Genomic DNA, 21,399 nt, shown 5'->3' with positions numbered 1-21,399 from the left:
TCTCTGTGTTAATATTGTGTTAAATAAAAACTAAACAAGTGTTTAAATTAAACAACTGTTTAATTTTGTATTCGATTAGAAACAATACCATGTCAAACATCGAATTAAACGATAAAAAAATTCAGATTCTGGAAGTAGCTGAAAAACTGTTTTCGGAGAAGGGATTTGAAGGCACCTCAATACGGGATATCTCAAAGATTGCAAAGATTAATGTAGCCATGATTTCGTATTATTTTGGTTCAAAAGACCGACTACTGGAATCACTCATTATCTACAAAACGTCTGATTTAAAATTAAAACTTGAAAATTTATTGCAGGAAAATATCGAGCCACTCGAGAAAGTCAATAAGTTAATTGAAATTTACATTACCAGAATTAATTGCAATAAAGGTATTTTCAGAGTTTTACATTTTGAGCTCAATTCAAAAGAGAGAGAAAAAAGCATGACCGCCTTTACCGAACTAAAAAAAGGAAATTTAAAATCTGTTGAAAGTATTATTTCACAGGGTCAGGCAAAAGGCGTTTTTAGAAAAGATGTTATCATTCCGCTTATCACACCTACAATAATCGGAACTTTTTTTCATTTTCATATGAATAAACCTTTCTTCGTAGAATTACTGAACTTAAACACCGAAGAATTGTATGACAATTATATAAAAACGACTCTTAAAAAGCACATTCAACAAACTATAAAAGCACTACTTGTTTATGAAAATTAGTCAATTAATGCTCTTTGGAGTTTTCTTTATCGGAATATCTTCAACAGAAGCACAAGAAAAAACAAGTTTAACCTTAGACGAAGCCGTTAAGCTGGCGTGGGAAAAGAGTAACGAGGTTACACTTGCCAACACTAAGGTAAACACAAAAAAATACGAATTACAGTCGGTTAAGAATAACCAATACCCGGACCTGAAAGTTTCGGGTCAATACCAACGCTTAGGAAAAGCTTCAATCGATATGCATAATGACGAAGCAAGTTCTGAGTCAATGGCTTCACCGGATCGCGCTATGTTAGGAATGGCTAATCTTAGTCTGCCAATCTTCTCCGGATTTAAAATTCAAAGTAGTATAGATACTTACGAAAGTTTATACGAAGCTGAAACTGCAAATGCGGCCAAAACAAAAGAAGATGTTGTACTTCGCGTGATTACCTATTATACTGCATTATATAAAGCGCAAAAAACATTAGACCTTTTAAACGAAAATCAGAAACAGGCGAAACAGCGTGTTACTGATTTTACGGAATTAGAGAAAAACGGAATTATTCCGAGAAATGATTTATTGAAAGCACAATTAATGGTTTCTAAAACGCAATTATCTATTGAAGAAACGAATAACAATATAAATAATATCAATTTCTATTTAACGACATTACTTAAATTAGAGCCTTCTATTAAAATTGAGGTTAATGAGCAGGATTTCTTTAATTTAAAAACAAGTAATGCCCCAACATCTGATGCATTGGCATTGGAAAGCAGAAAAGACTTAGAAGCTGTTCGTTTACAATCTAAAGCAAGTGAGTCAAACATTAGAGTAGCAAAAGCTGGTTATTACCCATCTTTAGCTTTATTAGGAGGTTATACAGCTTTTGATCTGAAAGATTTCATTACTGTAAAATATGCGATGAATTTTGGCGTTGGTTTGACGTATGATTTATCCGGAATTATAAAAAACAATGCTCACGTAAGAGAGGCTGAAAGTAAAGCGCTTGAAGTAAAAAATTCTGAAGCACTTTTAACGGATCGTATCAAAGTTGAAGTTCAAAAATCTATTGAAGATTATGACTTAGCCATTAATCAAAGTGTGGTTTATGATGAAGCATTGCAACAGGCATCTGAAAATTACAGACTGGTAAAAGATAAATTCGACAACGGTTTATCAGACACTAACGACCTTGTGGAAGCTGACGTTGAATATTTAAGCGCTAAAATAAATACTGCTTTATCAAAAGCAAGTATTATTCAAAAATATTACGAACTGCTTTCAGTATCAGGACAATTATCACAATCATTCAATCTTTCTAAAATATAATCGCTAGCTCTCATGGAAAAGAAAAAGACAAATAAAAAATTCATCATCATACTAACCGTTTTGATTTTAGTAGGGGGAACTTACGGAATTTCAAAATACATACACTCTCAGTCTCATGAAGAAACAGACGATGCGCAGATTGAGAAAAAAATGAATCCGATTATTCCTCGAGTATCCGGATATATCAGCAAGGTTTATGTAAAGGATAATGATTTTGTAAAAAAAGGAGATACTTTGTTCACCATTGACAAAAGAGATTATAAGCTAAAAATCGATGAAGCACAAGCTGCTTTATTGGGTGCTGAAGGTCAATACGAAGCTGCAAAAGCTGATATTGGAAGCGCATATGCAAGTATTAATGTTTCTGATGCTCAAATGAGATCGGCTGGCAGTTCTATAGAAAGTGCCAAAATCAAATTAAGACAAGCTACAAACGATTTTAACCGTTACAACAATCTGTACAAAACACATACCATTACAAAACAGCAATTTGAACAGGCACAAACTGCAAAGGATGAGGCTGAAAATCAAGTACGCGTTTTAGAGCAGCAACAAAGAGCAAGCTCTTTTCAAAAATCAGTAATCCAGTCAAAATCTAAAGTTTCCGACAAACAGACAGAAGTTGCCGCTGCCAACATCAAGAAAGCAAAAACAATGCTTGATGTGGCACATTTGAATCTATCATACACTGTTGTTACAGCTGCGATTGACGGACAGGTGTCTAAAGTTGATATTCAGCCTGGACAATTGGTCCAACCGGGACAATCTTTATTTTATATTATCAATAATAATGAAGCCTGGGTTGTAGCTAACTTTAAAGAAACACAATTAAATAAAATGGTCGTGGGACAAAAAGTAAGCTTAAAAGTAGATGCTTATCCTAATTATGAGTTTAAAGGTACTTTAACTTCTTTCTCTCCGGCAACAGGATCCCGTTTTTCTTTATTGCCCCCTGACAATGCTACAGGAAATTTCGTAAAGACAATCCAAAGATTACCGGTAAAAATTAGTTTAGATCCTTCAAACGATCCTGAGAAAGTAAAACTTTTGAGACCAGGAATGAATGTTGATGTAGACGTACATTTGAAATAATATAAATGGCAGCAGCAGTACAATCAGATGATGATTTAGTAGAATACGGTTATAGACGTGTTATTATTACGATAACCGCAGTACTTTGTGCACTGCTGGAAATTGTAGATACCACAATTGTAAACGTAGCACTAACGCACATGCGAGGGAGCCTTGGTGCTACCCTGACCGATGTGGCGTGGGTAATTACAGCATACGCAATTGCGAATGTTATTGTAATTCCGATGACGAGCTGGCTATCGCAGCAATTTGGACGTCGTAATTATTTTGTGGCCTCTATCATAATATTTACCGTCTGTTCTTTTTTATGCGGTAACGCTACCAATATATGGGAACTTGTAGCTTTTAGATTCGTACAGGGTATGGGCGGAGGAGCATTACTGGTAACAGCACAAACCATTATTACCGAAAGTTATCCGGTTGCAAAACGAGGTATGGCACAGGCCATTTACGGAATGGGTGTAATTGTTGGGCCCACTTTAGGTCCACCTTTAGGAGGATATTTAGTAGATACTTATTCCTGGCCTTACATTTTTTACATTAATATTCCACTGGGAATTATTGCTACTATTCTGGCAATAAGCTTTGTGAGAAGTCCAAAATATGGAGAAAAATTAAAAGCCAATCAGGTTGACTGGTGGGGAATTATATTATTAACGTCTTTTATCGGGTCATTACAGTTTGTATTAGAGCACGGTCAACAGGATGATTGGTTTAACGATTCTCTTATTATAACTTTAAGTATTGTAACAGTTCTTGGTTTAATATTGTTTATTTGGAGAGAACTAACGTATAAACATCCAATTGTAAACTTAAGTGTTTTAAAAGATGGAAATTTAAGGATTGGAACTGTAATGTGTTTTATTCTTGGCTTTGGTTTGTACGGATCGACTTTAATTATACCAATTTACACACAGTCGATTTTAGGGTGGACTGCTATGGATGCCGGATTACTTTTAATTCCCGGTTCGATCACAACGGCGATTATGATGCCGTTTGTTGGAAATATGATTCAGAAGGGCGTACCTCAGGGATATATGGTTGGAGTTGGATTTTTAGTCTTCTTTTTCTTCACGCTTTTAATGCACAATCGAATGACCCCTGATACCGGAGCAGAACATTTATTCTGGCCGTTAATTTTAAGGGGAATTGGTTTAGGACTGCTTTTCGTTCCTATTACCACACTTTCGCTTTCAACATTAAAGGGAAAACAAATTGGCGAAGGAGCCGCTTTTACAGGAATGATGCGTCAGTTAGGAGGTTCATTTGGTATTGCCATCATTACAACATTTATTACAAGATTAAGCCAGGAACACAGAGTTAATTTGCTGACAAACTTAGATCCCGCAAAATATGATGTTCAGCAGCGTCTTGCCGGAATGCAAAGATCCTTCATAGCTAAAGGTTTTACAGCAGATGAAGCGATGAAAAAAGCATATCAGGCTATCGATCTTTCCGTACTTAAACAAAGTACCGTTTTATCATATATGGATATTTTCATGTATTTAGGAATTATGTTTTTATGCTGCATTCCAATTATCTTTTTTATCAAAAGAGGAAAGAACAAGATTAATCCCGCAGATGCGATGCATTAATATTTAGTAATTATTTATAATACGAAAAATCTGTGTCAGTTTCCTGTGACACAGATTTTTTAGTTTTTGTAAAATGTGCTTTGTAAGAAGTAACATGTTTTGAAAAAGACTTAAAGCATAAAACTTAACGTCTCAAAATCTTAGCTAATTTAAAATCATCTTGTAAAAACTAAATGATTTCCTTTTGAAAGATTCGCATCAAACTGATATCCTTCATAATTAAAGCCTTTAAGATCCTCAATAGTTTCAGCATTTGTATCAATAATATAGCGCACCATCATACCTCTAGCCTTCTTTGCAAAGAAACTAATCATTTTTAGTTTTCCGTCTTTATAATCTTTAAAATCCGGAGTAATTACCGGAACTTTCAATCCTTTTACATCAACAGCTGAGAAATATTCGTTACTCGCCAAATTCACGAATAATTCGTCCTTTTTTAATTCTTTGTTTAACGCTTTTGTTACTACCGGTTTCCAGAATTCGTGCAGATTTTTGTAATCTCCAACAGGTAATTTTGTTCCCATTTCCAGACGATACGCCTGCATTAAATCAAGCGGTTTTAAAAGTCCATAAAGCCCCGATAAGATTCGTAATTTATCCTGCAACACATCTAGTTTCTCTAACGGAATTGTATACGCGTCTAAACCTGTATACACATCACCATCAAAAGTATAAATTGCAGGACGTGCATTTTCAGCCGTAAAAGGCGTTTTCCAATCCTGATTTCTTTTCCAGTTCAAGTAGGCTAGCTTGTCTGAGATTGACATTAATTCTGACAATTCAGCAGGTTTTTTTTGCTTTACAACTTTGTGAACTATTTTTGCTTCTTTTAAAAATGAAGGTTCAGTACATTGAGATGTTGGTAATTCTTTTTCAAAATTCAATGATTTCGCCGGAGATATAACAATTTTCATTTGTATGTTTTTGTATGATTCAAAAATACAAATTGAAATTTTAAAATTAATCTTTTATAATTGATTTGTCCAATAGAACTATAAGACGCTTGTGTCAAATTATACTGTTTTCTTATTTTAGCAAAATTCAGCATTCAAAACTATTAATTTATTCAAAAAAGTGAGCCATAGATTATAATAGGCATTTTCTATGTTGTAAATTTGCATGCGTTCATTCTCTTCAGGAATATCGTATTATCAAAATCAGTGAATTCGTGACTATACAAACAAACTACAAAACAGCTTTACAAAACAAAATCTTCGAAATCATTTCGAAAGCATCCCGAGAATTAAATGTCGATTCATACGTAATTGGAGGATTTGTTCGTGATTTGCTTTTAAACAGAGGATCAAAAAAAGACATTGATGTTGTGGCTGTTGGAAGCGGTATCGAATTAGCTTTAAAAGTTTCTGAATTACTTCCAAATAAACCAAAAGTTCAGGTTTTTAAGACCTACGGAACAGCAATGCTTCGTTTTGAAGATACGGACATTGAGTTTGTTGGCGCCCGAAAAGAATCCTATAATCGTGATAGCCGAAATCCGATTGTAGAGAACGGAACTTTGCAGGATGATCAAAACCGTCGTGATTTTACTATAAATGCTTTGGCTTTATCATTAAACGAAAATAATTTTGGAGATCTTTTAGACCCTTTTAACGGTTTATTGGATTTAAAACTTGGAATAATCAAAACACCTTTAGATGATCCGGATATTACTTATTCTGATGATCCTTTGCGTATGCTTCGTGCCATTCGTTTTGCAACACAATTGAATTTTGATATAGAAAGAAATTCATTAGAAGCCATTACCAAAAATGCAGATCGAATCAAAATTATCTCAGGCGAAAGAATTGTAGACGAATTAAACAAAATTCTTTCAACTCCAAAACCTTCAATCGGATTTTTACTTTTATACGAAACAGGGCTTTTAGATTTGATTTTACCTGAATTAACAGCATTGAATCAGGTTGAAGAAATTGAAGGGCACACACATAAAAACAACTTTTATCACACTTTAGAAGTTGTCGATAATATCTGTCCAAATACAGATGATGTCTGGTTACGCTGGTCTGCTTTATTACACGATATTGGAAAAGCACCAACAAAACGTTTCAATAAAAAACAAGGCTGGACGTTTCATGGCCATGAATTTTTAGGCGGAAAAATGGCTAAAAAGATATTTGAACGTTTGCACATGCCATTGAATCATAAAATGAAATTTGTGCAAAAAATGGTAGTTATGAGTTCACGCCCTATTGTTCTGGCAGAAGACATTGTAACGGACAGTGCGGTTCGCCGTTTGGTTTTTGATGCAGGTGAAGATGTAGAAAGTTTGATGACTTTATGTGCAGCAGACATCACAACCAAGAATCCGGCGAAATTCAAGAAATATCATAAAAACTTCGAAGTAGTTCGCCAGAAAATTATTGAAGTAGAAGAACGCGATCACGTACGTAATTTTCAGCCGCCTATTTCCGGGGAAGAAATTATGGAAATGTTTGATTTGAAACCTTCTCGTGAAATTGGGGTTTTAAAAGAAGCGGTTAAAGAAGCAATTTTGGAAGGTGATATTCCAAATGAATATCAGGCGGCTTATGATTTTGTGATTAAAAGGGCTGCTAAGTTAAATTTAACTCTTAAAAAGTAATGGATATTGTAGGAGCTTTTTTTCTATTCCTTTTTATATTGATCCTTACAGTATCAAACATTCTTTTTATAAAAAGTCTGAAAAAAAACAATATTAAAATCTTTAAATATAAATTAATGTTTTTCCTTATGTCTATTGTCTCTTTTTTTGCAGCAATACTCATTTATTATCTTTTTAACAAGTATGTTTTAATTAGGCTATTTAAAATACAAATGATCAATAGTACTTACAAAGCTAGATTCATGGCAGTTTTATCAATAGGTATTATAAATAGTATAGGAAACTTTTTAATATCAAAATTTTATTTAAGCAAGATTTATTTAAAAGAAAATACAAATAAAATCGAAATCGAATTAATCGGAACAGAATGAAAAAAGAAAATAAATCAGTAATCATTTGGTTACTATCAGGCTGTGTTTTATTATTTTTAATGGTTGTCGTGGGCGGTATCACGCGTTTAACCAACTCAGGTTTATCCATGACCGACTGGCATTTGGTAACAGATACATTTCCGCCTTTAACAGAAGCCAAATGGAATGAAGCTTTTGAACAATACAAGAAATTTCCGGAGTACCAAAAAATCAATATTCACAATGATTTTCAATTAGCCGATTATAAATTCATTTATTTCTGGGAATGGTTTCACCGTTTTATCGGTCGCATTATCGGATTGGTTTTCTTTGTGCCTTTCGTTTATTTTTTAATCAAAAAGAAATTAGACACTGAAACTATTAAAAAATGTATTGTTCTTTTGGCAATGGGAGGTTTCCAAGGATTCTTAGGATGGTTTATGGTTAGAAGCGGATTAATCGACAATCCGGATGTAAGTCATTTTAGACTTTCACTTCACCTGACTTTTGCTTTTATCACTTTTGCCTACACACTTTGGGTTGCACTGGATTTGATTTATCCGGAAAGAAATATCAACAGAATAATTCCGCTTCGTACTATCGCCAGATATGCTTTGGTAGCTTTATTGATCCAGATTATTTACGGCGGATTTGTAGCTGGATTGAATGCCGGGTTAATTCACAATCACTGGCCGTTAATGAGCGATGGAGAATTTATTCATGAATCGGTTTTTATTGAGCAGTCTTCTTTGGTGAAGAATTTAATTGAAGGAAAAAGCGGTGTTCAGTTTGTACACAGGACTTTTGCTTATGTAGTAGTTGCTATTATTCTTTTTCTTTTCTTCAAAAGCAAAAAATATGCACTTACCAGAACTCAGTCAAATGGAATTAATATTCTGGTAGTTTTTGTATTCATTCAGTTTCTGCTTGGGGTTTTTACTTTATTGTACAGTGTTCCTCTGGCTTTAGGATTGATTCACCAGGTTATGGCCTTTTTTCTTTTGAGTGCTATGACTTATACTTTGCATCGAGTGAGTAAATAAATTATATTTTTCAGTAAATACGAAAGAGCTTCAAAAAATTTGAAGCTCTTTTCTTTTATATTAATTCCAGAATTTTTCTATCCAAGCCAACTCTTAAAATCCTGAACTTTTTCACGGCTTACGATTACCTCATCATCTTTATAACTTGGTAAAATAACTTTCAGTCGTGAATTGGTATACACCTGAATTTCTTTAATTGCTTTTAACGGTACAATAAATTTTCTGCTTACGCGAAAGAAATCCTTCTTGTCCAATTCCTGTTCCAAAATTTCTAAAGTTGAATCAATCAGATAATCACGATTGTCATAAGTATGAATGTAAGTGCCTTTATTTTCACTGAAAAAACACTCAATTTCATCTTTAGTAATGACTTTTAAATGCTGACCAATTTTAACGGTAAACCTTTCCTTATAGGTCTTCTCAAAAGGATTAGTCAGCATTTTTCTAATTTGCTCAAAATCAAGCTGCAGGTTCTTATTGCCTGAATCTTGTTTAGGAATTCTGGTTTTATATTTTTCAACCGCAACTTCTAAATCATCTTCATCAATTGGTTTTAAAAGATAGTCGATACTATTTAATTTAAAGGCTTTTAAAGCATATTCATCATAAGCGGTTGTAAAAATGATAGCGCTTTTGATATCTATTTTTTCAAAAATTTCGAACGATAACCCATCAGATAGCTGAATATCCAAAAATATCAAATCCGGATGTTCGTTGTTGGCAAACCAATCAATAGATTCTTCTACAGAATGCAGCATGGTTTCTACAGCAATATTTAATTTTTCTAACTTTCGCTGTAATAATCTTGCAGCAGGTTTTTCATCTTCTATAATTAATGTGGTCATTTATCAGGCTTAAATTAAAATAATAAAGTTATTCCCATTTATTCTTATTGACTGGTTGTTTACTCATATATTCCTGAATTTTTCTTTTTTCCCAATCATCACCAAAGAAAATATTACGGCCAAAGACAGACAAAGCATGAGCGGCTAAACCGATACCCCAAAAAACAGCTGTTGAATACGTATGCCATTCAAAAAAAGCTCCTTCATTTAATTTTATCCCGGAAAAATCCCTGCTCAAATTGGAAATAATAATGACTGCGTTAACAATTAAATAAACTTTTAAGTGCGAATAAAAACCTTTTATCCTTTTTACTTGTTTGTATGCGATTTCAAAACTTTCATCATTTTCAAACTCTTGCCCGTACTCTTCGTAAAAGCGTTTTCTACAACGTCCCATTTTATTCTGATTTAAAAGTTATTGCCATTTATTTTGTTTCTCTTTTTCTTTATCCATGATTTCCTGAATCTTTCTTTCTTCCCAGCCTTTTCCTAAAACAGGAAATACTTCGAAAACCTTTAAACCATGAAATACAACTCCTAATCCCCACCAAATTAGCGGCCAATAAAACCATAAATGATTTGGCGAAGTGTATAGATTGATAAAAATCAAAACTATATTAACACCTATATAAGAAGTTAAATTACTGTAAAAACCTTTTACATTTTCGACTTTCTTTTTAGCCTTATAATATTTATCCTCTTCGTTATAATTGATTTCCATGATTACTCCCATTTTTGTTTATTATTTTCTTTTTCCAGAATTTCATCTATTTTTCTTTTTTCCCATTCTTTACTAAAAAAAGGGAAACGATCAAAGGCTTTCAGTCCGTGTAAAATAATCGCAACTCCCCAGCCTAACAAAGAATACCAAAAATATAAATAACCCGACGAAGTCATAAGGTTTACAGCAATCACAATTGGATTACAAAGCAAGAACACTGTTAAATGTTGATAAAACTCTCTAATTTCTTTTACTTTTTTTTGAGCCTGATAATAACGTTCTGCTTCAGGATTATTTGGTTCCATACTATTTCCAGGTTTGTTTCTTATTTTCTTTTTCCAGAATTTCCCTGATTTTTCTTTCTTCCCAATCTGAGCTGTAACCAAAAACTTTAAAAGCATGCATCACAACTCCAAATCCCCATCCTATCGCTGAAAACCAAAACCATTGAAATCCGGGAGAAATCCTCAAATTTATAAAAACTAAAAATGGTACTACGCAACAATACGAAATTACATTTGCGTAAAATCCTTTCAGTTCTTCTACTCTTTTTTTAGCTCTGAAATAGGCTTTATTTTCATCGCTATAATCTGTATTTGTTTCCATAACTGCTATTTGTTTCGTTAAAATCGGAATCTTAACGGTGAATGTTTGTTCATTTTGTTCAATTAATACCTTTCTGTTGGTTATAATTGCATATCGATTTACGATATTTTGCAATCCGACGCCTTGCCTGTGCTGCAAAACTTCTTTCTTCTGAAAATCATTTTGTACAGCTAAACAATCTCCATCAATGAAAATTCGAATATGCAATGGCTTTTGTTCACTTACTACATTATGCTTTACAGTATTTTCTAATAAAAGCTGCAAAGATAACGGGACCACTTTTGCATCCGGATTAATCGCTGTTGCCGGCAACTCATAAAACAAACTATTTTCGAAGCGCATTTTTAGCAAATTCATATACGTCTTGGCAAACGATAATTCATCTTCAACCGAAACAAGTTCCTTATCTTTTTGTTCTAAAACGTAACGGTAAATTTTTGATAACGAAGTTGTAAATCGTTGTGCATTGTCCGGATTTTCTTCAATCAAAGAGCTTAATACATTTAGGCTATTGAAAAGAAAATGTGGGTCGATTTGATTTTTTAAGCTTTCGAATTTAGCATTTGCTGTTCCAGCAATAATCTTTTGCTGCGTTATTTCAAATTTTGATGCCTGTTTCCATTTTACCATAAAACTTCTGGCCTGCATGAAAGTCGAAACCGCTAAAGATAAAATGATGTAAAAAAGATGTATCCAGATCATTCTCTCACTAAAGAATTTGTCTACAGGCAGATTTTGAAGGTAAACAAAAATGTAATAATTTATTCCTAAAACGACTGGAACAGTATACAAAATTGTAACCATAATTCCGTAGTAAACCCTTAGATTGGTCTGCTCTAGCCAATCCCATTTTTTATCAAGAAGAACGTTAAGAAATCCATTTCCGAAACCTACTCCAAAAGAATAAAGACAGCTTATGAAAAAAGTTAAAAGAACGTTTTGAATATTTAAATGATCTCCTAAACAAGCTGAAAATATTACTGTAAAAATCATAGAAATCTTAAACGAAACAATGGTTCCGCTTTTTAGATCTGCATATGTATTTCCATTATGTTTCATTATAATCAGCTTAAATTAGTTTCTATTTTTTGCAGTTTTTTTGTGCCTCCAAAGCTCTTTCCAATCCCCATTTTGGTGAAAATTGAGTTTCAGGTTTAAAATTACCAAAAAGTTCGATAGCTTTATCAACTTGTACACACAGTGGTTTTGTATCAACACCTGTCCATTTTGCACCGCCTAATTGATAATCTGCTTCTCCAAAAACGGCTCTCGGATTGTTTGGATCTATTGCTTTTGCTTTTGCGTAAGCTTCCATTACTTTACCAGAGTATTTCATTGCGTTTGTCATTGGATCAGCTACAACATATCCTGTATAAATCAAAGCCTGCAAAACATATAACTCGGCATTGTTTTGATCTTTTATTATTTCCTTATCCAAAGCATCTTGTGCCTTTGTCAATAACAAATCAATTTTCGTTTTGTCTTTTTCCGTAAAAACTGCTGTTGTATTAATTAAGGCAACATAATAATTGGGTAAATAGCTGGTTTTGTCTGCTGCTGCAATTCTTTCAAACATTGCCGAAGCTTCAGCATTTTTTCCTTCTTTCCAAAGCCCGAAAGCTTTACCCATTCCTTGTTCAAATTGTGTTTGTGCAGATAATAAACTACAGATAAATAATGTAAAGGCTGTAATAATTTTAGTCATGATTTCTTTGTTTTAAAGTTATTTTTAGTTTTTATGTTCTGAGATCTAAATCTCTACGTTTTTTTATTGATGATTAAAACTCTGATTATTAATTTATACGTCAAAAGTATGCTGGTTTTTAGTCTTATAAAATTAAATGATACTGAGTTGTCGAATTTGACTACTGAATTGTTTTTTTAGTATCTAAAAATAAATATTAGAACCTAATACCTATAAATTCTTCAACTGATTATCATTCTTATTCTTACTAATGGTCCAGAAGAAGCCTAAGAAGAAAAAGCGGTCGGCAGTTGGCACAACAGCTTGTCTTTGGTAAACTCCATTTGCATCCGGTAGCCTTGCGTAATCGTAACCAAAAACATTTTGGCTTCCTAATATATTTGAAACAGAGAAATACAGGATTTTTTGTGTTGTTAATAAATACGCCCAGTTAAAACTCAAACTGTTATATGATTTTGTTTTTCCGTTCATGAACTGCGTTTGGTTTGGGTCATTATAGGGACGTCCGGAACTATAACTGTTTGTGAAACCAATTTGCGATTTCCAGTCGGTAATAAAATATTTCGTTACAATTGACAAACTATGATTCCCTATAAAACTTGGAGTGGCCATTTTTGGGAAATTTTTATACTGCCTTTCTGAATCGATGTACGAATAAGAAATCCAATATTCTAAGTTTTTGTATAAATTGCTGTCCCTCCAAAATAAATCCAATCCTTTAGCATAACCTGATCCGTTATTATTGAAAACCGAATTATAAGCGATATCTCTCGTATCATATTGAACTAAATTACTGTAATCTTTGTAATACGCTTCGGCTCTAAAAGTCTGTCCAGGTTTTGTAAATTGATAGTTTAAGATATAATGTCTTGCCTTTTCACTTTCAAATTGGTGGTATTTTGAATATTTGATGTAATCGACAACCGGTGTTTGTGTAAAATCTCCGTAAGCAAAAGAAAACTGACTGCTCTTTGAAATTTTATAAGCAATAGATGCTCTCGGTGCAATATTGGTTTCATTAAGCAAACTGTTATTCGAAAGTCGGAAACCTACTTTTGCAGCTAAATTTTTGGAAAATAAAATGTCTCCTTCTGTATAAAAAGCGGCAATGTTTGAATCGTAACCATTTGAAGTCCGGATATTGGCATTATTATCAAAATTTTCATTGAATTTGGTAATGAAATAATCAGCTCCAAAGGATAATTTAAAATAATCTGAAACATTTTTTCTTAATTTTAGTTTCAATTGAGCTGCATTCTCATCATTATCAACATCATTTACTTCATATTTAATTTTGTTTACACTGTATCCATAACTAATTCCTGATGTTAATTGCCAGCCAGTGCCAAAAGTTCCTTTGTAAGACGCATTAAGATAGAAATTATTATTGTTTAAATCGGTTCTGATTTTGTCTTCGAAATTGATGTTTTTCTGATTCAGATCAAATTTAGAAGCATCGAAAGCAGCATATAATTTGAAAATTCCGTTTGTAAAATGATATCGGTAAACGGTTTCTCCGGATAAGGACTGATAAGGACTATTCCAATCTACATTCTGCGGAATCACTGCCTGATAAGGTGCCAGATTAATGTAAGCCGTATTCACACTCAACGAGCTTTTTTTCCATTTCTGTGTGTTTCCTAACCCTAAACCAACAGTCATTAAAGCAATTTCGGTTTTGTTCATATCAGGTTCATCCTGAGTATTCAGCAATAAAACACTTGATAAAGCTTCGCCATACTCGGCCGAATAACCTCCTGTTGAAAATGCAATTCCGCTGAATAAAAAAGGAGAAAACCTTCCTCGGGTTGGCAAATTATTGGTTGTTGCCCCGTACGGTTGTGCTACACGAATTCCGTCAACAAAAGTCTGAGTTTCGCTGGCTTCTCCTCCCCGAACAAATAAACGCCCGTCTTCTCCAACAGTTTGGGTACCAGGCAAAGTTTGCAAAGCAGCAATAATATTACCGGCAGAACCGGCAGTAGTTACAATATCTAAAGGTTTTAAAACTGAAACTCTGGCTTTATCTCCGGATTCTAAAGTTCCCGCAGTAATTACCACAGCATCAAGCGCATTGACATTTTCTCTCAGTTTAATCGTTTGATCTTTAAAATTAGTAACATCAATTTCTTTTTTGAATGTTTCGAAAAGCAAAAAGCTAACTACTAGAAATTTATTTCCGGTTTCAGTAGTTTCAAAAGAAAAATCTCCTGTTTCAGAACTGGTGGCTCCATCATAAGTTCCATCGATATAAATGTTGGCACCTGTCACTGGTTTTCCTTTTTGGTCAACTACTTTTCCGGAAATAGTTGTTTGGGCAAAAGTGAAAATCGTAAAACATAAAAAACTGATTGTAAAAAGTAATTTGGTTTTCATAAGATTGATTTTGATGAAGCAAATGTATTTCAATCATTCTTGTTAAAAAATATATAATAACCCAATTGTAGAATTTTAGGGATGAGTTGTAAAATACTAATTTGTATCTTAGCTATGAATTGCAAAAAACCATTTATTATGTCAGAAAGCAAGAGAATTTCAAATTTATATCAATCCATCTATAATGGAAATCCGTGGCTTGAAGTCACTTTGGCAGATACTTTAAAGGATATTACTGCAGGACAGGCTTACAAAAAGGCAAATCCCAATCTCAATACGATTTGGGAAATCGTCAATCATCTAATACAATGGAGAAGAAACATTTTAAAACGTGTTCAGGGAGAGGTAACTATAACTCCTGATCATAATTATTTTGTACCTGTTTTAGATCCATCCGAAGCTGCCTGGGAGCAATCGCTTCAAAATCTGGCAAAATCACAAGAAGCCTGGAATGCTTTTTTTGAAGGTTTTGATGATGCTGATCTGGCAAAAATATACGCTAACAATAATCATACGTATTACGAACATATTCACGGAATTATTCAGCATGATGTTTATCATCTGGGACAGATTGTTATTCTTAAAAAAATGCTTTAAAAAATTTATATGATTAATGAAACATTAGATTATCGATGGCAAAAGGTAAAAAACGGAAAACCTTTTTTTGCCATTATAAATCTTAAGATTAGTCCCAATGACAATCAAAACAAAATTATAGAAGAATATACCGGTGATGGCTGGATCAGAATGGGCGATTTAGCAAGTATTCCAGCTAAAGACGAACCTGGTAAAGTAAGTTTCTCAAACTGGAGAAATTCTGTAATAAAAGGATTGGAATTTGTCTTTTGTAAAACTGAAACCAAATGGACTATTAAAATAAAAAAAGTAGAAGGACTAATTGCAACAGATACGAATCCGACTATTGTGGGATATGCGACAATTTTAGCTTTTTGCAAACAAACCAATATAGAATTAGACTCTGATTTAATTCAAAAAATTGAAGATTTTACCTTTAGAAGCTGGGAAGACAAAAACCATGAAAAGATTCCAAATTTTATAGATTTGAATTATGAAAACCATTATTTTAAATAAATAAAAACCAAGTTTTCGCTCGACATAACTGTTAACGTAAAATTTATTTTGTCATGAAAAAATCTCTGTCCTTATTCTTTTTTTTAACGGTAAGTGCTATCGGATTTTCCCAGGAAACCGACGCAAAATATGACGAAGCATTAGCAAAATCGCTTCATGCCGATGAATACGGTATGAAAAAATATGTTTTCTGCCTTTTAAAATCGGGAACCAATACTACGGCTTCCAAAGAGGAAAGCAAGAAATTATTTGAAGGGCATATGGAAAATATCAACAAATTAGCCAAAGAAGGAAAATTAGTTGTAGCCGGACCATTCATTAAAAACGATCGAAACTACAGAGGCATTTATATTTTTAATGTAGCAACTATTGAAGAAGCCAAAACACTTGTAGCAACAGATCTTGCCATAAAAGCTAATTTATTGGAAGCTGAATTAACGCCTTGGTATGCTAGCGCAGCTTTGCAGGAAACTGTGAAAATACATGAGAAAATTGCCAAGACGAAAATGTAAATATGGAAACAGAAAAAGAAAAAATGATAAGCGGTGAATATTACAACGCTTTTGATCCCGAATTAGTAAAAGGCCGACGTGCTGCAAAAATCTTACTTCATAATCTGAATGTAAAAGAATACCGCGTTACAAAAAAAGCAAAAGAAATTTTGGCAACATTAATTCCAAATGCCGGACCAGGCTTTTACATTGAGCCACCTTTTCATTGCGATTACGGCTATAATATTTTTTGCGGAGAAAATGTTTATTTTAATGTCAATTGCGTTGTTTTAGATTGCGCACCTGTAACTATTGGTTCAAACGTTTTTATTGCCCCAAATGTTCAGATTTATACGGCATCTCATCCGCTTGACGCTGAATTACGAAAAACATTGGAAAATGCTTATCCGGTTACAATTGGAGACGATTGCTGGATTGGCGGAAACTCTGTAATTTGTCCAGGTGTAACAATTGGCAAAGGATCTGTTATTGGTGCAGGATCTGTCGTTACAAAAGATATTCCTGACAACTCGTTGGCTGTTGGAAACCCCGCGAAAGTAATTCGTCAATTAAATCAGGAATCTGAATCAAATATATAATGCTTACCTTAAATAAAGTTCACCACATTGCTATTTTATCCTCTGATTATCAAAAATCTAAAACTTTTTATACTGAGGTTTTGGGATTAACCATTATCAGAGAAATATACCGCAAAGAACGTCAGTCTTACAAATTAGATTTAGCCTTAAACGGCAACTACATAGTCGAATTATTTTCGTTCCCAAATCCACCCAAAAGGCCTTCAAAACCAGAAGCTGTGGGTTTACGCCATCTCGCTTTTGAAGTGATTAATTTAGATGAAACTATTGCTTTTTTAAATACAAAAAATATAATATCAGAACCCGTAAGAATTGATGAAACGACTGAAAAGCGATTTACTTTTATCGCCGATCCTGATGAATTACCTATAGAATTCTATGAAAGATAATAACCTTTATGGTAATTATTTTCTGTGAGATATTTCATCGCGATGCTAACAAAAGCATAATGAAATATTTTTCTTGTATTCGCAATTTTAACATAACATACTGACTATTTTTTATTAAAAACCGAAGATGATTATCTAATTTTGTAATCCACATAAAAATATTGTGGTTTACAAATTTACTTACTGATGAACAAAACGGCGCAAATCAAGAAAAATCATCAATTTATTAAATTCCGAAAATTAGTTATTGTTTCTATCTTAATTGGCTTTCTTTCTGCCTTTCTCGGAATTTCACTAAAAAAAATAACCGAATATTACGAAGAAATCTTTTTTCATGAAGTATCGGTAAATCCAGTCTTTTATATCGTTTTTCCCGTTTTTGGATTATCTGTAATTTATTTTCTAAGACAATATCTTTTTAAGAAAAAAGAAAACAAAGGAATCAAGGAAGTTTTTGAGAGTACAGGCTCAAAATCAAAAAATTTGCCTTCTTATAAAATTCCTTCTCACTTCATAAACGGATTATTAACTGTTATTTTTGGAGGCTCAACCGGAATCGAAGTATCTACTGTTGTGGCTACCGCGACTATTGGTTCAGTTGCGCACGAAAAAGAAAATGTTTTCCGTCAATATAAAACCGAATTAATTTGTGCTGGTGTTGCTGCGGGAGTTACGGCACTTTTTAGTAGTCCGATTGCCGGAATTTTATTTGCTCTTGAAGTTATTTCAAGAAAAGTAACCAGAGCATTTATCATATCAAATGTCATTGCCGTTTCAATTGCTTTTGGATTGCTTTCTATTCTAAAAGAAGAACCTTTGTTTGCCATTTCAATCACAACCTGGCATTTAAAAGCCGTTCCGTTTTTTATTCTTTTAGGAATTTTGGCCGGAATGAATTCTGTTTACCTGACTCGCTGTGTTTTGTTTTTTAAATCTCAATTTGAAAAAATCGATACTCATTATTACAAAATCATAATCGGATCAGTAGTTTTAAGTATTTCGCTTTTTATTTTTCCGCAATTATATGGAGAAGGGTATCATGCTATTAAAACCAGTTTCATTGCTCCAAATCAAATAATGACATTCACATTAGCTTTAACTTTTATTGGCATACTGCTTCTAAAACCCATTGTCACTTCCATAACATTAGCTTCAGGAGGTGATGGAGGCGTTTTTGCACCAAGTCTTTTTATCGGAGCTTTTTTAGGATTATTACTGGCTTCAGTTTTAAATACTTTTTTTCAGATCCATGTAATTCCGGTCAACTTTATGATTATCGGAATGGCGGCAGTATTAAGCGCCAGTATCCACGCACCTTTTACAGCTATATTTTTAGTATGCGGACTTACAAACGATTACACCTTATTTTTTCCAATTCTGGTAGTTTGTTTAATTTCTAAATACACTGCAAAAATGATTTATCCTTATACAGTGTATAGTTATTCGCCAATTTTAGTAAAATAGAAATCATGCCTGTTCAAAAAATAAAAAGAGGATACCGCAAAACACGTTACATTCTTTACAAGGAAACTTTAGTAGATTATAAAGAACACTTTTGGTCTTTTATAGGATCATTTGCAGGTATTGGAATCCTGGCTTATATTCAATCTATACATTTCTCAGGAAATGATGCGGTTTATTTAATAGGTTCTTTTGGAGCATCGAGTGTACTGGTCTACGGAATAATTCAGAGCCCGTTTTCTCAGCCACGAAATTTAGTTGGCGGACATTTAATTTCGGCTTTTGTTGGTGTTACTGTACACAAATTAGCACCAGATATTATTTGGATAGCTGCTCCTCTGGCCGTTTCTTTTGCTATTATTTTAATGCAGATTACCAAAACGCTGCATCCTCCCGGAGGAGCGACTGCATTAATTGCGATCATTGGTTCAGATAAAATAAAAAGTTTGGGTTATATGTATGTAATATCTCCTGTGCTTATTGGTGTTTTGATTTTGCTTATTGTGGCCTTGATTTTTAATAATATGACAGCCAACAGACATTATCCAACTCATAAAAAATACCAAAAACTTAGAAAGAGAATTTCAAAAACTATTAGAAGCTGATTGATAAATCTTTATTCTCAAAAAATTCTGCAATCATTATTTTTTCACATTTAAAAGCTATTTTTGGTAAAACTAATCTCACCTTGACCTAAAAAAGCATTAAATGAAAAACATAATTTTCATACTATTATTTACTGTCGTACAAACGGCGTTTGCTAACAACATTCTTACTGAAAACCAAAAACTTGCCACCACTTGCAAAATATGGGGTTTTTTGAAATATTACCATCCAAATGTGGCAGACGGAAGTGAAAATTGGGATGAACAGCTTTTTACAATTTTGCCTCAGGTAGAGAAAGCACAAACCAAAGAAGATTTTTTATTAATTCTCGAAAACTGGATAAATTCTCTTGGAGAAGTAAAAGAAACCACACCAATCGCTCAGCCAAAAGATGTTGAGTATTTTGATAAAAACTTTGACTTGTCATGGGTTACTAATTCAAAAATACTTTCGAAAAGTCTTTCAAAGAAACTCAAGTTTATTGAAAAAAACAGATACAAAGGAAAACAGTATTATGTGCAATATGATCTTTATAGTGGTAACATTTTACAATTTAATAATGAAGTTAAATATGCAGATTTTAAATTGACCGATAAAAATTTACACATTTTAACGCTTTTCAGATATTGGAATTACGTAGAATACTTTTTTCCATATAAATATCAAATGGATCAAAAATGGGACATCACTTTAGAAAAAATGATTCCTCTTTTTATGGCAGCCAAAAATGAAGACGATTTTTACAACGCAATGCAAAGACTAACTGTTAAACTTAACGACTCTCATGTCGTGTTTTATAGACACTCAGATCCAGATTCAAACAAAATCCTAAATTATTTTCCAGCCAAATGTAAAATCATTGATGAAAAAATAGTTGTTACAGAAATTCGGGCAGATAGTCTGGCAGAAGCTCAGAATATAAAAATTGGTACTGTCATTACTAAGATTAATGACAAAACGATAAAAGAAATTATTGCAGAAAATAGAGATTTAATTGCGGCATCAAATGTATCTTTTTATCTAGACAGACTAACGGAATCAGTATTATCTGGATATTCAGATACTGTTAAGTTAGAATTTCTTCAGGACGGAAAGTATATAACAAAAACTATAAATTGGTATAATGAACACGATTCCCACAGAAATGAATATAAAAAAGGTGCCAAAATAAAAAAAGAAAAGTTTAAAGTTTTAGACAATAATATAGGTTATGTTGATATGGAAATTTTACAGGTTAAAAATGTTCCTGACATGATAGAAACCTTACAATCAACAAAAGCCATTATTTTTGATATCAGAAATCATCCAAAAGATACTAATTATGCAATAGCTGAATACTTAAATCCAGAACCTAAGGAATTTGTTAAGTTTATTGATCCCGATTTAAGCTTTCCAGGCAGGTATTTGGAGAAATGGCATTGAAACCTGTGGAAGAATTAACCTGGATTATTACAAAGGAAAAGTAATTCTTTTAGTAAATGAAAAATCGATTAGTCATTCTGAATATACAGCAATGTGTTTAAAAGTAGCTCCTAATGCAACCATAATTGGTAGTCAAACTGCAGGAGCTGATGGTGCAAATGCTCGTTTTCATGTTATGAAAGGATTTCAAACATCATTTACCTGTTATGGTGTTTTTTATCCAAATATAAAGGAAACCCAACGTATTGGAATTGTTCCAGATATTGAAGTAAAACCTACAATCAAAGGAATTCAGGAAGGAAAAGACGAAATTTTAGATTGTGCTTTGCAATTTATTGAGACTGGAAAGTAAATTATAAAAATCAAAAATCTT

23 protein-coding genes are annotated in these 21,399 nt (G+C 33.0%); 15 read left to right on the top strand and 8 right to left on the bottom strand.

Translation table 11 applies throughout. The features are described from left to right. Positions 1-89: 89 nt before the first annotated feature. The 4 genes from BXU10_RS04055 to BXU10_RS04040 are packed head-to-tail and all read left to right on the top strand — an operon-like array spanning position 90 to position 4,718. Entirely contained in the window at positions 90-719 is a 630-nt protein-coding gene (locus BXU10_RS04055) for a TetR/AcrR family transcriptional regulator (RefSeq protein ID WP_078226211.1), read from the top strand. Then, entirely contained in the window at positions 709-2,031 is a 1,323-nt protein-coding gene (locus tag BXU10_RS04050; protein WP_078226210.1) for a TolC family protein, read from the top strand. Before BXU10_RS04055 ends, BXU10_RS04050 begins: the two co-directional genes overlap by 11 nt. A 12-nt stretch (positions 2,032-2,043) precedes the next feature. Beyond that, positions 2,044-3,123 carry an HlyD family secretion protein gene (locus BXU10_RS04045; RefSeq protein WP_078226209.1) on the top strand — a complete coding sequence of 360 codons (1,080 nt, stop codon included), beginning with the start codon at positions 2,044-2,046 and terminating at the stop codon, positions 3,121-3,123. 5 nt (positions 3,124-3,128) lie between these two features. Next, entirely contained in the window at positions 3,129-4,718 is a 1,590-nt protein-coding gene (locus BXU10_RS04040; protein ID WP_078226208.1) for a DHA2 family efflux MFS transporter permease subunit, read from the top strand. Between the two features lie 155 nt (positions 4,719-4,873). Here BXU10_RS04040 and yaaA read toward each other — a convergent pair whose 3' ends face one another. Then, entirely contained in the window at positions 4,874-5,632 is a 759-nt protein-coding gene (yaaA, locus tag BXU10_RS04035; protein ID WP_078226207.1) for a peroxide stress protein YaaA, read from the bottom strand. A gap of 254 nt (positions 5,633-5,886) precedes the next feature. On the opposite strand from yaaA, the gene BXU10_RS04030 reads away from it, so the two are divergent. Both BXU10_RS04030 and BXU10_RS04020 read left to right on the top strand, forming a co-directional pair. Continuing rightward, positions 5,887-7,320, top strand: a complete 1,434-nt coding sequence (locus BXU10_RS04030; protein WP_078226206.1) for a CCA tRNA nucleotidyltransferase — start codon at positions 5,887-5,889, stop codon at positions 7,318-7,320. Positions 7,321-7,687: 367 nt separating this feature from the next. After that, positions 7,688-8,713, top strand: a complete 1,026-nt coding sequence (locus BXU10_RS04020; RefSeq protein ID WP_078226204.1) for a COX15/CtaA family protein — start codon at positions 7,688-7,690, stop codon at positions 8,711-8,713. Positions 8,714-8,790: 77 nt separating this feature from the next. Here the strand turns inward: BXU10_RS04020 and BXU10_RS04015 are convergent, their stop codons facing one another. The 7 genes from BXU10_RS04015 to BXU10_RS03985 all read right to left on the bottom strand — a co-directional run bounded on the left by BXU10_RS04015 (position 8,791) and on the right by BXU10_RS03985 (position 14,966). Next, complete coding sequence (locus BXU10_RS04015; RefSeq protein ID WP_078226203.1) at positions 8,791-9,558, bottom strand: LytTR family DNA-binding domain-containing protein; 768 nt, start codon at positions 9,556-9,558, stop codon at positions 8,791-8,793. Positions 9,559-9,586: 28 nt separating this feature from the next. After that, complete coding sequence (locus BXU10_RS04010; protein WP_078226202.1) at positions 9,587-9,955, bottom strand: 2TM domain-containing protein; 369 nt, start codon at positions 9,953-9,955, stop codon at positions 9,587-9,589. An 18-nt stretch (positions 9,956-9,973) separates the two neighbouring features. After that, the gene (locus BXU10_RS04005) at positions 9,974-10,291 is read right to left on the bottom strand and encodes a 2TM domain-containing protein (RefSeq protein ID WP_078226201.1); all 318 of its coding nucleotides are present in this window, start codon (positions 10,289-10,291) and stop codon (positions 9,974-9,976) included. After that, on the bottom strand, positions 10,282-10,584 hold the full coding sequence (locus BXU10_RS04000; RefSeq protein WP_078226200.1) for a 2TM domain-containing protein: 303 nt from the start codon (positions 10,582-10,584) through the stop codon (positions 10,282-10,284). The genes BXU10_RS04005 and BXU10_RS04000 overlap by 10 nt, the downstream gene beginning before the upstream one ends. Before the next feature lies 1 nt (position 10,585). Then, on the bottom strand, positions 10,586-11,944 hold the full coding sequence (locus BXU10_RS03995) for a histidine kinase (protein WP_078226199.1): 1,359 nt from the start codon (positions 11,942-11,944) through the stop codon (positions 10,586-10,588). Between the two features lie 22 nt (positions 11,945-11,966). Next, positions 11,967-12,590, bottom strand: coding sequence for a hypothetical protein (locus tag BXU10_RS03990; RefSeq protein WP_078226198.1), 624 nt, complete (start codon positions 12,588-12,590; stop codon positions 11,967-11,969). Positions 12,591-12,800: 210 nt separating this feature from the next. Then, on the bottom strand, positions 12,801-14,966 hold the full coding sequence (locus BXU10_RS03985; protein WP_078226197.1) for a TonB-dependent receptor: 2,166 nt from the start codon (positions 14,964-14,966) through the stop codon (positions 12,801-12,803). 138 nt (positions 14,967-15,104) lie between these two features. Between BXU10_RS03985 and BXU10_RS03980 the strand changes: the two genes are divergently transcribed. From BXU10_RS03980 to BXU10_RS25155, 9 genes are all read left to right on the top strand, one after another. Continuing rightward, positions 15,105-15,563, top strand: coding sequence for a DinB family protein (locus BXU10_RS03980; protein ID WP_078226196.1), 459 nt, complete (start codon positions 15,105-15,107; stop codon positions 15,561-15,563). 9 nt (positions 15,564-15,572) lie between these two features. Then, the gene (locus BXU10_RS03975; RefSeq protein ID WP_078226195.1) at positions 15,573-16,058 is read left to right on the top strand and encodes a hypothetical protein; all 486 of its coding nucleotides are present in this window, start codon (positions 15,573-15,575) and stop codon (positions 16,056-16,058) included. Positions 16,059-16,111: 53 nt separating this feature from the next. Beyond that, the gene (locus tag BXU10_RS03970; protein WP_078226194.1) at positions 16,112-16,570 is read left to right on the top strand and encodes a YciI family protein; all 459 of its coding nucleotides are present in this window, start codon (positions 16,112-16,114) and stop codon (positions 16,568-16,570) included. A gap of 2 nt (positions 16,571-16,572) precedes the next feature. Next, a complete protein-coding gene (locus tag BXU10_RS03965; protein WP_078226193.1) occupies positions 16,573-17,148 on the top strand; it encodes a sugar O-acetyltransferase in 576 nt (191 codons plus the stop codon). Further along, complete coding sequence (locus tag BXU10_RS03960) at positions 17,148-17,537, top strand: VOC family protein (protein WP_078226192.1); 390 nt, start codon at positions 17,148-17,150, stop codon at positions 17,535-17,537. Before BXU10_RS03965 ends, BXU10_RS03960 begins: the two co-directional genes overlap by 1 nt. A gap of 186 nt (positions 17,538-17,723) precedes the next feature. After that, positions 17,724-19,001: a chloride channel protein gene (locus tag BXU10_RS03955; protein ID WP_078226191.1), complete on the top strand. Its 1,278-nt coding sequence runs from the start codon at positions 17,724-17,726 to the stop codon at positions 18,999-19,001. Between the two features lie 5 nt (positions 19,002-19,006). Continuing rightward, complete coding sequence (locus BXU10_RS03950) at positions 19,007-19,603, top strand: HPP family protein (protein WP_078226190.1); 597 nt, start codon at positions 19,007-19,009, stop codon at positions 19,601-19,603. Positions 19,604-19,706: 103 nt separating this feature from the next. Next, positions 19,707-21,026, top strand: a complete 1,320-nt coding sequence (locus BXU10_RS03945; protein ID WP_223255385.1) for a peptidase S41 — start codon at positions 19,707-19,709, stop codon at positions 21,024-21,026. Then, entirely contained in the window at positions 21,007-21,378 is a 372-nt protein-coding gene (locus BXU10_RS25155; RefSeq protein ID WP_369803401.1) for a S41 family peptidase, read from the top strand. The genes BXU10_RS03945 and BXU10_RS25155 overlap by 20 nt, the downstream gene beginning before the upstream one ends. The last annotated feature ends 21 nt before the right edge of the window (positions 21,379-21,399 follow it).

Origin of the sequence: Flavobacterium sp. LM4 (genome assembly GCF_002017935.1) — a bacterium.
GTDB classification, from domain to species: domain Bacteria; phylum Bacteroidota; class Bacteroidia; order Flavobacteriales; family Flavobacteriaceae; genus Flavobacterium; species Flavobacterium chungangense.
The sequence above is the reverse complement of the archived record's forward strand: the minus strand, read 5'-3'. Positions and strand labels throughout refer to the sequence as shown.

Excerpts from the sequence above, each read along its gene's own strand:
- BXU10_RS03965 (WP_078226193.1), top strand. The coding sequence starts at position 16,573 with ATGGAAACAGAAAAAGAAAAAATGATAAGCGGTGAATATTACAACGCT.
- yaaA (WP_078226207.1), bottom strand. The coding sequence starts at position 5,632 with ATGAAAATTGTTATATCTCCGGCGAAATCATTGAATTTTGAAAAAGAA.
- BXU10_RS03955 (WP_078226191.1), top strand. The coding sequence starts at position 17,724 with ATGAACAAAACGGCGCAAATCAAGAAAAATCATCAATTTATTAAATTC.
- BXU10_RS04015 (WP_078226203.1), bottom strand. The coding sequence starts at position 9,558 with ATGACCACATTAATTATAGAAGATGAAAAACCTGCTGCAAGATTATTA.
- BXU10_RS03995 (WP_078226199.1), bottom strand. The coding sequence starts at position 11,944 with ATGAAACATAATGGAAATACATATGCAGATCTAAAAAGCGGAACCATT.
- BXU10_RS03960 (WP_078226192.1), top strand. The coding sequence starts at position 17,148 with ATGCTTACCTTAAATAAAGTTCACCACATTGCTATTTTATCCTCTGAT.
- BXU10_RS04040 (WP_078226208.1), top strand. The coding sequence starts at position 3,129 with ATGGCAGCAGCAGTACAATCAGATGATGATTTAGTAGAATACGGTTAT.
- BXU10_RS04045 (WP_078226209.1), top strand. The coding sequence starts at position 2,044 with ATGGAAAAGAAAAAGACAAATAAAAAATTCATCATCATACTAACCGTT.
- BXU10_RS03950 (WP_078226190.1), top strand. The coding sequence starts at position 19,007 with ATGCCTGTTCAAAAAATAAAAAGAGGATACCGCAAAACACGTTACATT.
- BXU10_RS04010 (WP_078226202.1), bottom strand. The coding sequence starts at position 9,955 with ATGGGACGTTGTAGAAAACGCTTTTACGAAGAGTACGGGCAAGAGTTT.
- BXU10_RS03990 (WP_078226198.1), bottom strand. The coding sequence starts at position 12,590 with ATGACTAAAATTATTACAGCCTTTACATTATTTATCTGTAGTTTATTA.
- BXU10_RS04050 (WP_078226210.1), top strand. The coding sequence starts at position 709 with ATGAAAATTAGTCAATTAATGCTCTTTGGAGTTTTCTTTATCGGAATA.
- BXU10_RS03945 (WP_223255385.1), top strand. The coding sequence starts at position 19,707 with ATGAAAAACATAATTTTCATACTATTATTTACTGTCGTACAAACGGCG.
- BXU10_RS03980 (WP_078226196.1), top strand. The coding sequence starts at position 15,105 with ATGTCAGAAAGCAAGAGAATTTCAAATTTATATCAATCCATCTATAAT.
- BXU10_RS04055 (WP_078226211.1), top strand. The coding sequence starts at position 90 with ATGTCAAACATCGAATTAAACGATAAAAAAATTCAGATTCTGGAAGTA.
- BXU10_RS03975 (WP_078226195.1), top strand. The coding sequence starts at position 15,573 with ATGATTAATGAAACATTAGATTATCGATGGCAAAAGGTAAAAAACGGA.
- BXU10_RS03970 (WP_078226194.1), top strand. The coding sequence starts at position 16,112 with ATGAAAAAATCTCTGTCCTTATTCTTTTTTTTAACGGTAAGTGCTATC.
- BXU10_RS03985 (WP_078226197.1), bottom strand. The coding sequence starts at position 14,966 with ATGAAAACCAAATTACTTTTTACAATCAGTTTTTTATGTTTTACGATT.
- BXU10_RS04005 (WP_078226201.1), bottom strand. The coding sequence starts at position 10,291 with ATGGGAGTAATCATGGAAATCAATTATAACGAAGAGGATAAATATTAT.
- BXU10_RS04020 (WP_078226204.1), top strand. The coding sequence starts at position 7,688 with ATGAAAAAAGAAAATAAATCAGTAATCATTTGGTTACTATCAGGCTGT.
- BXU10_RS04000 (WP_078226200.1), bottom strand. The coding sequence starts at position 10,584 with ATGGAACCAAATAATCCTGAAGCAGAACGTTATTATCAGGCTCAAAAA.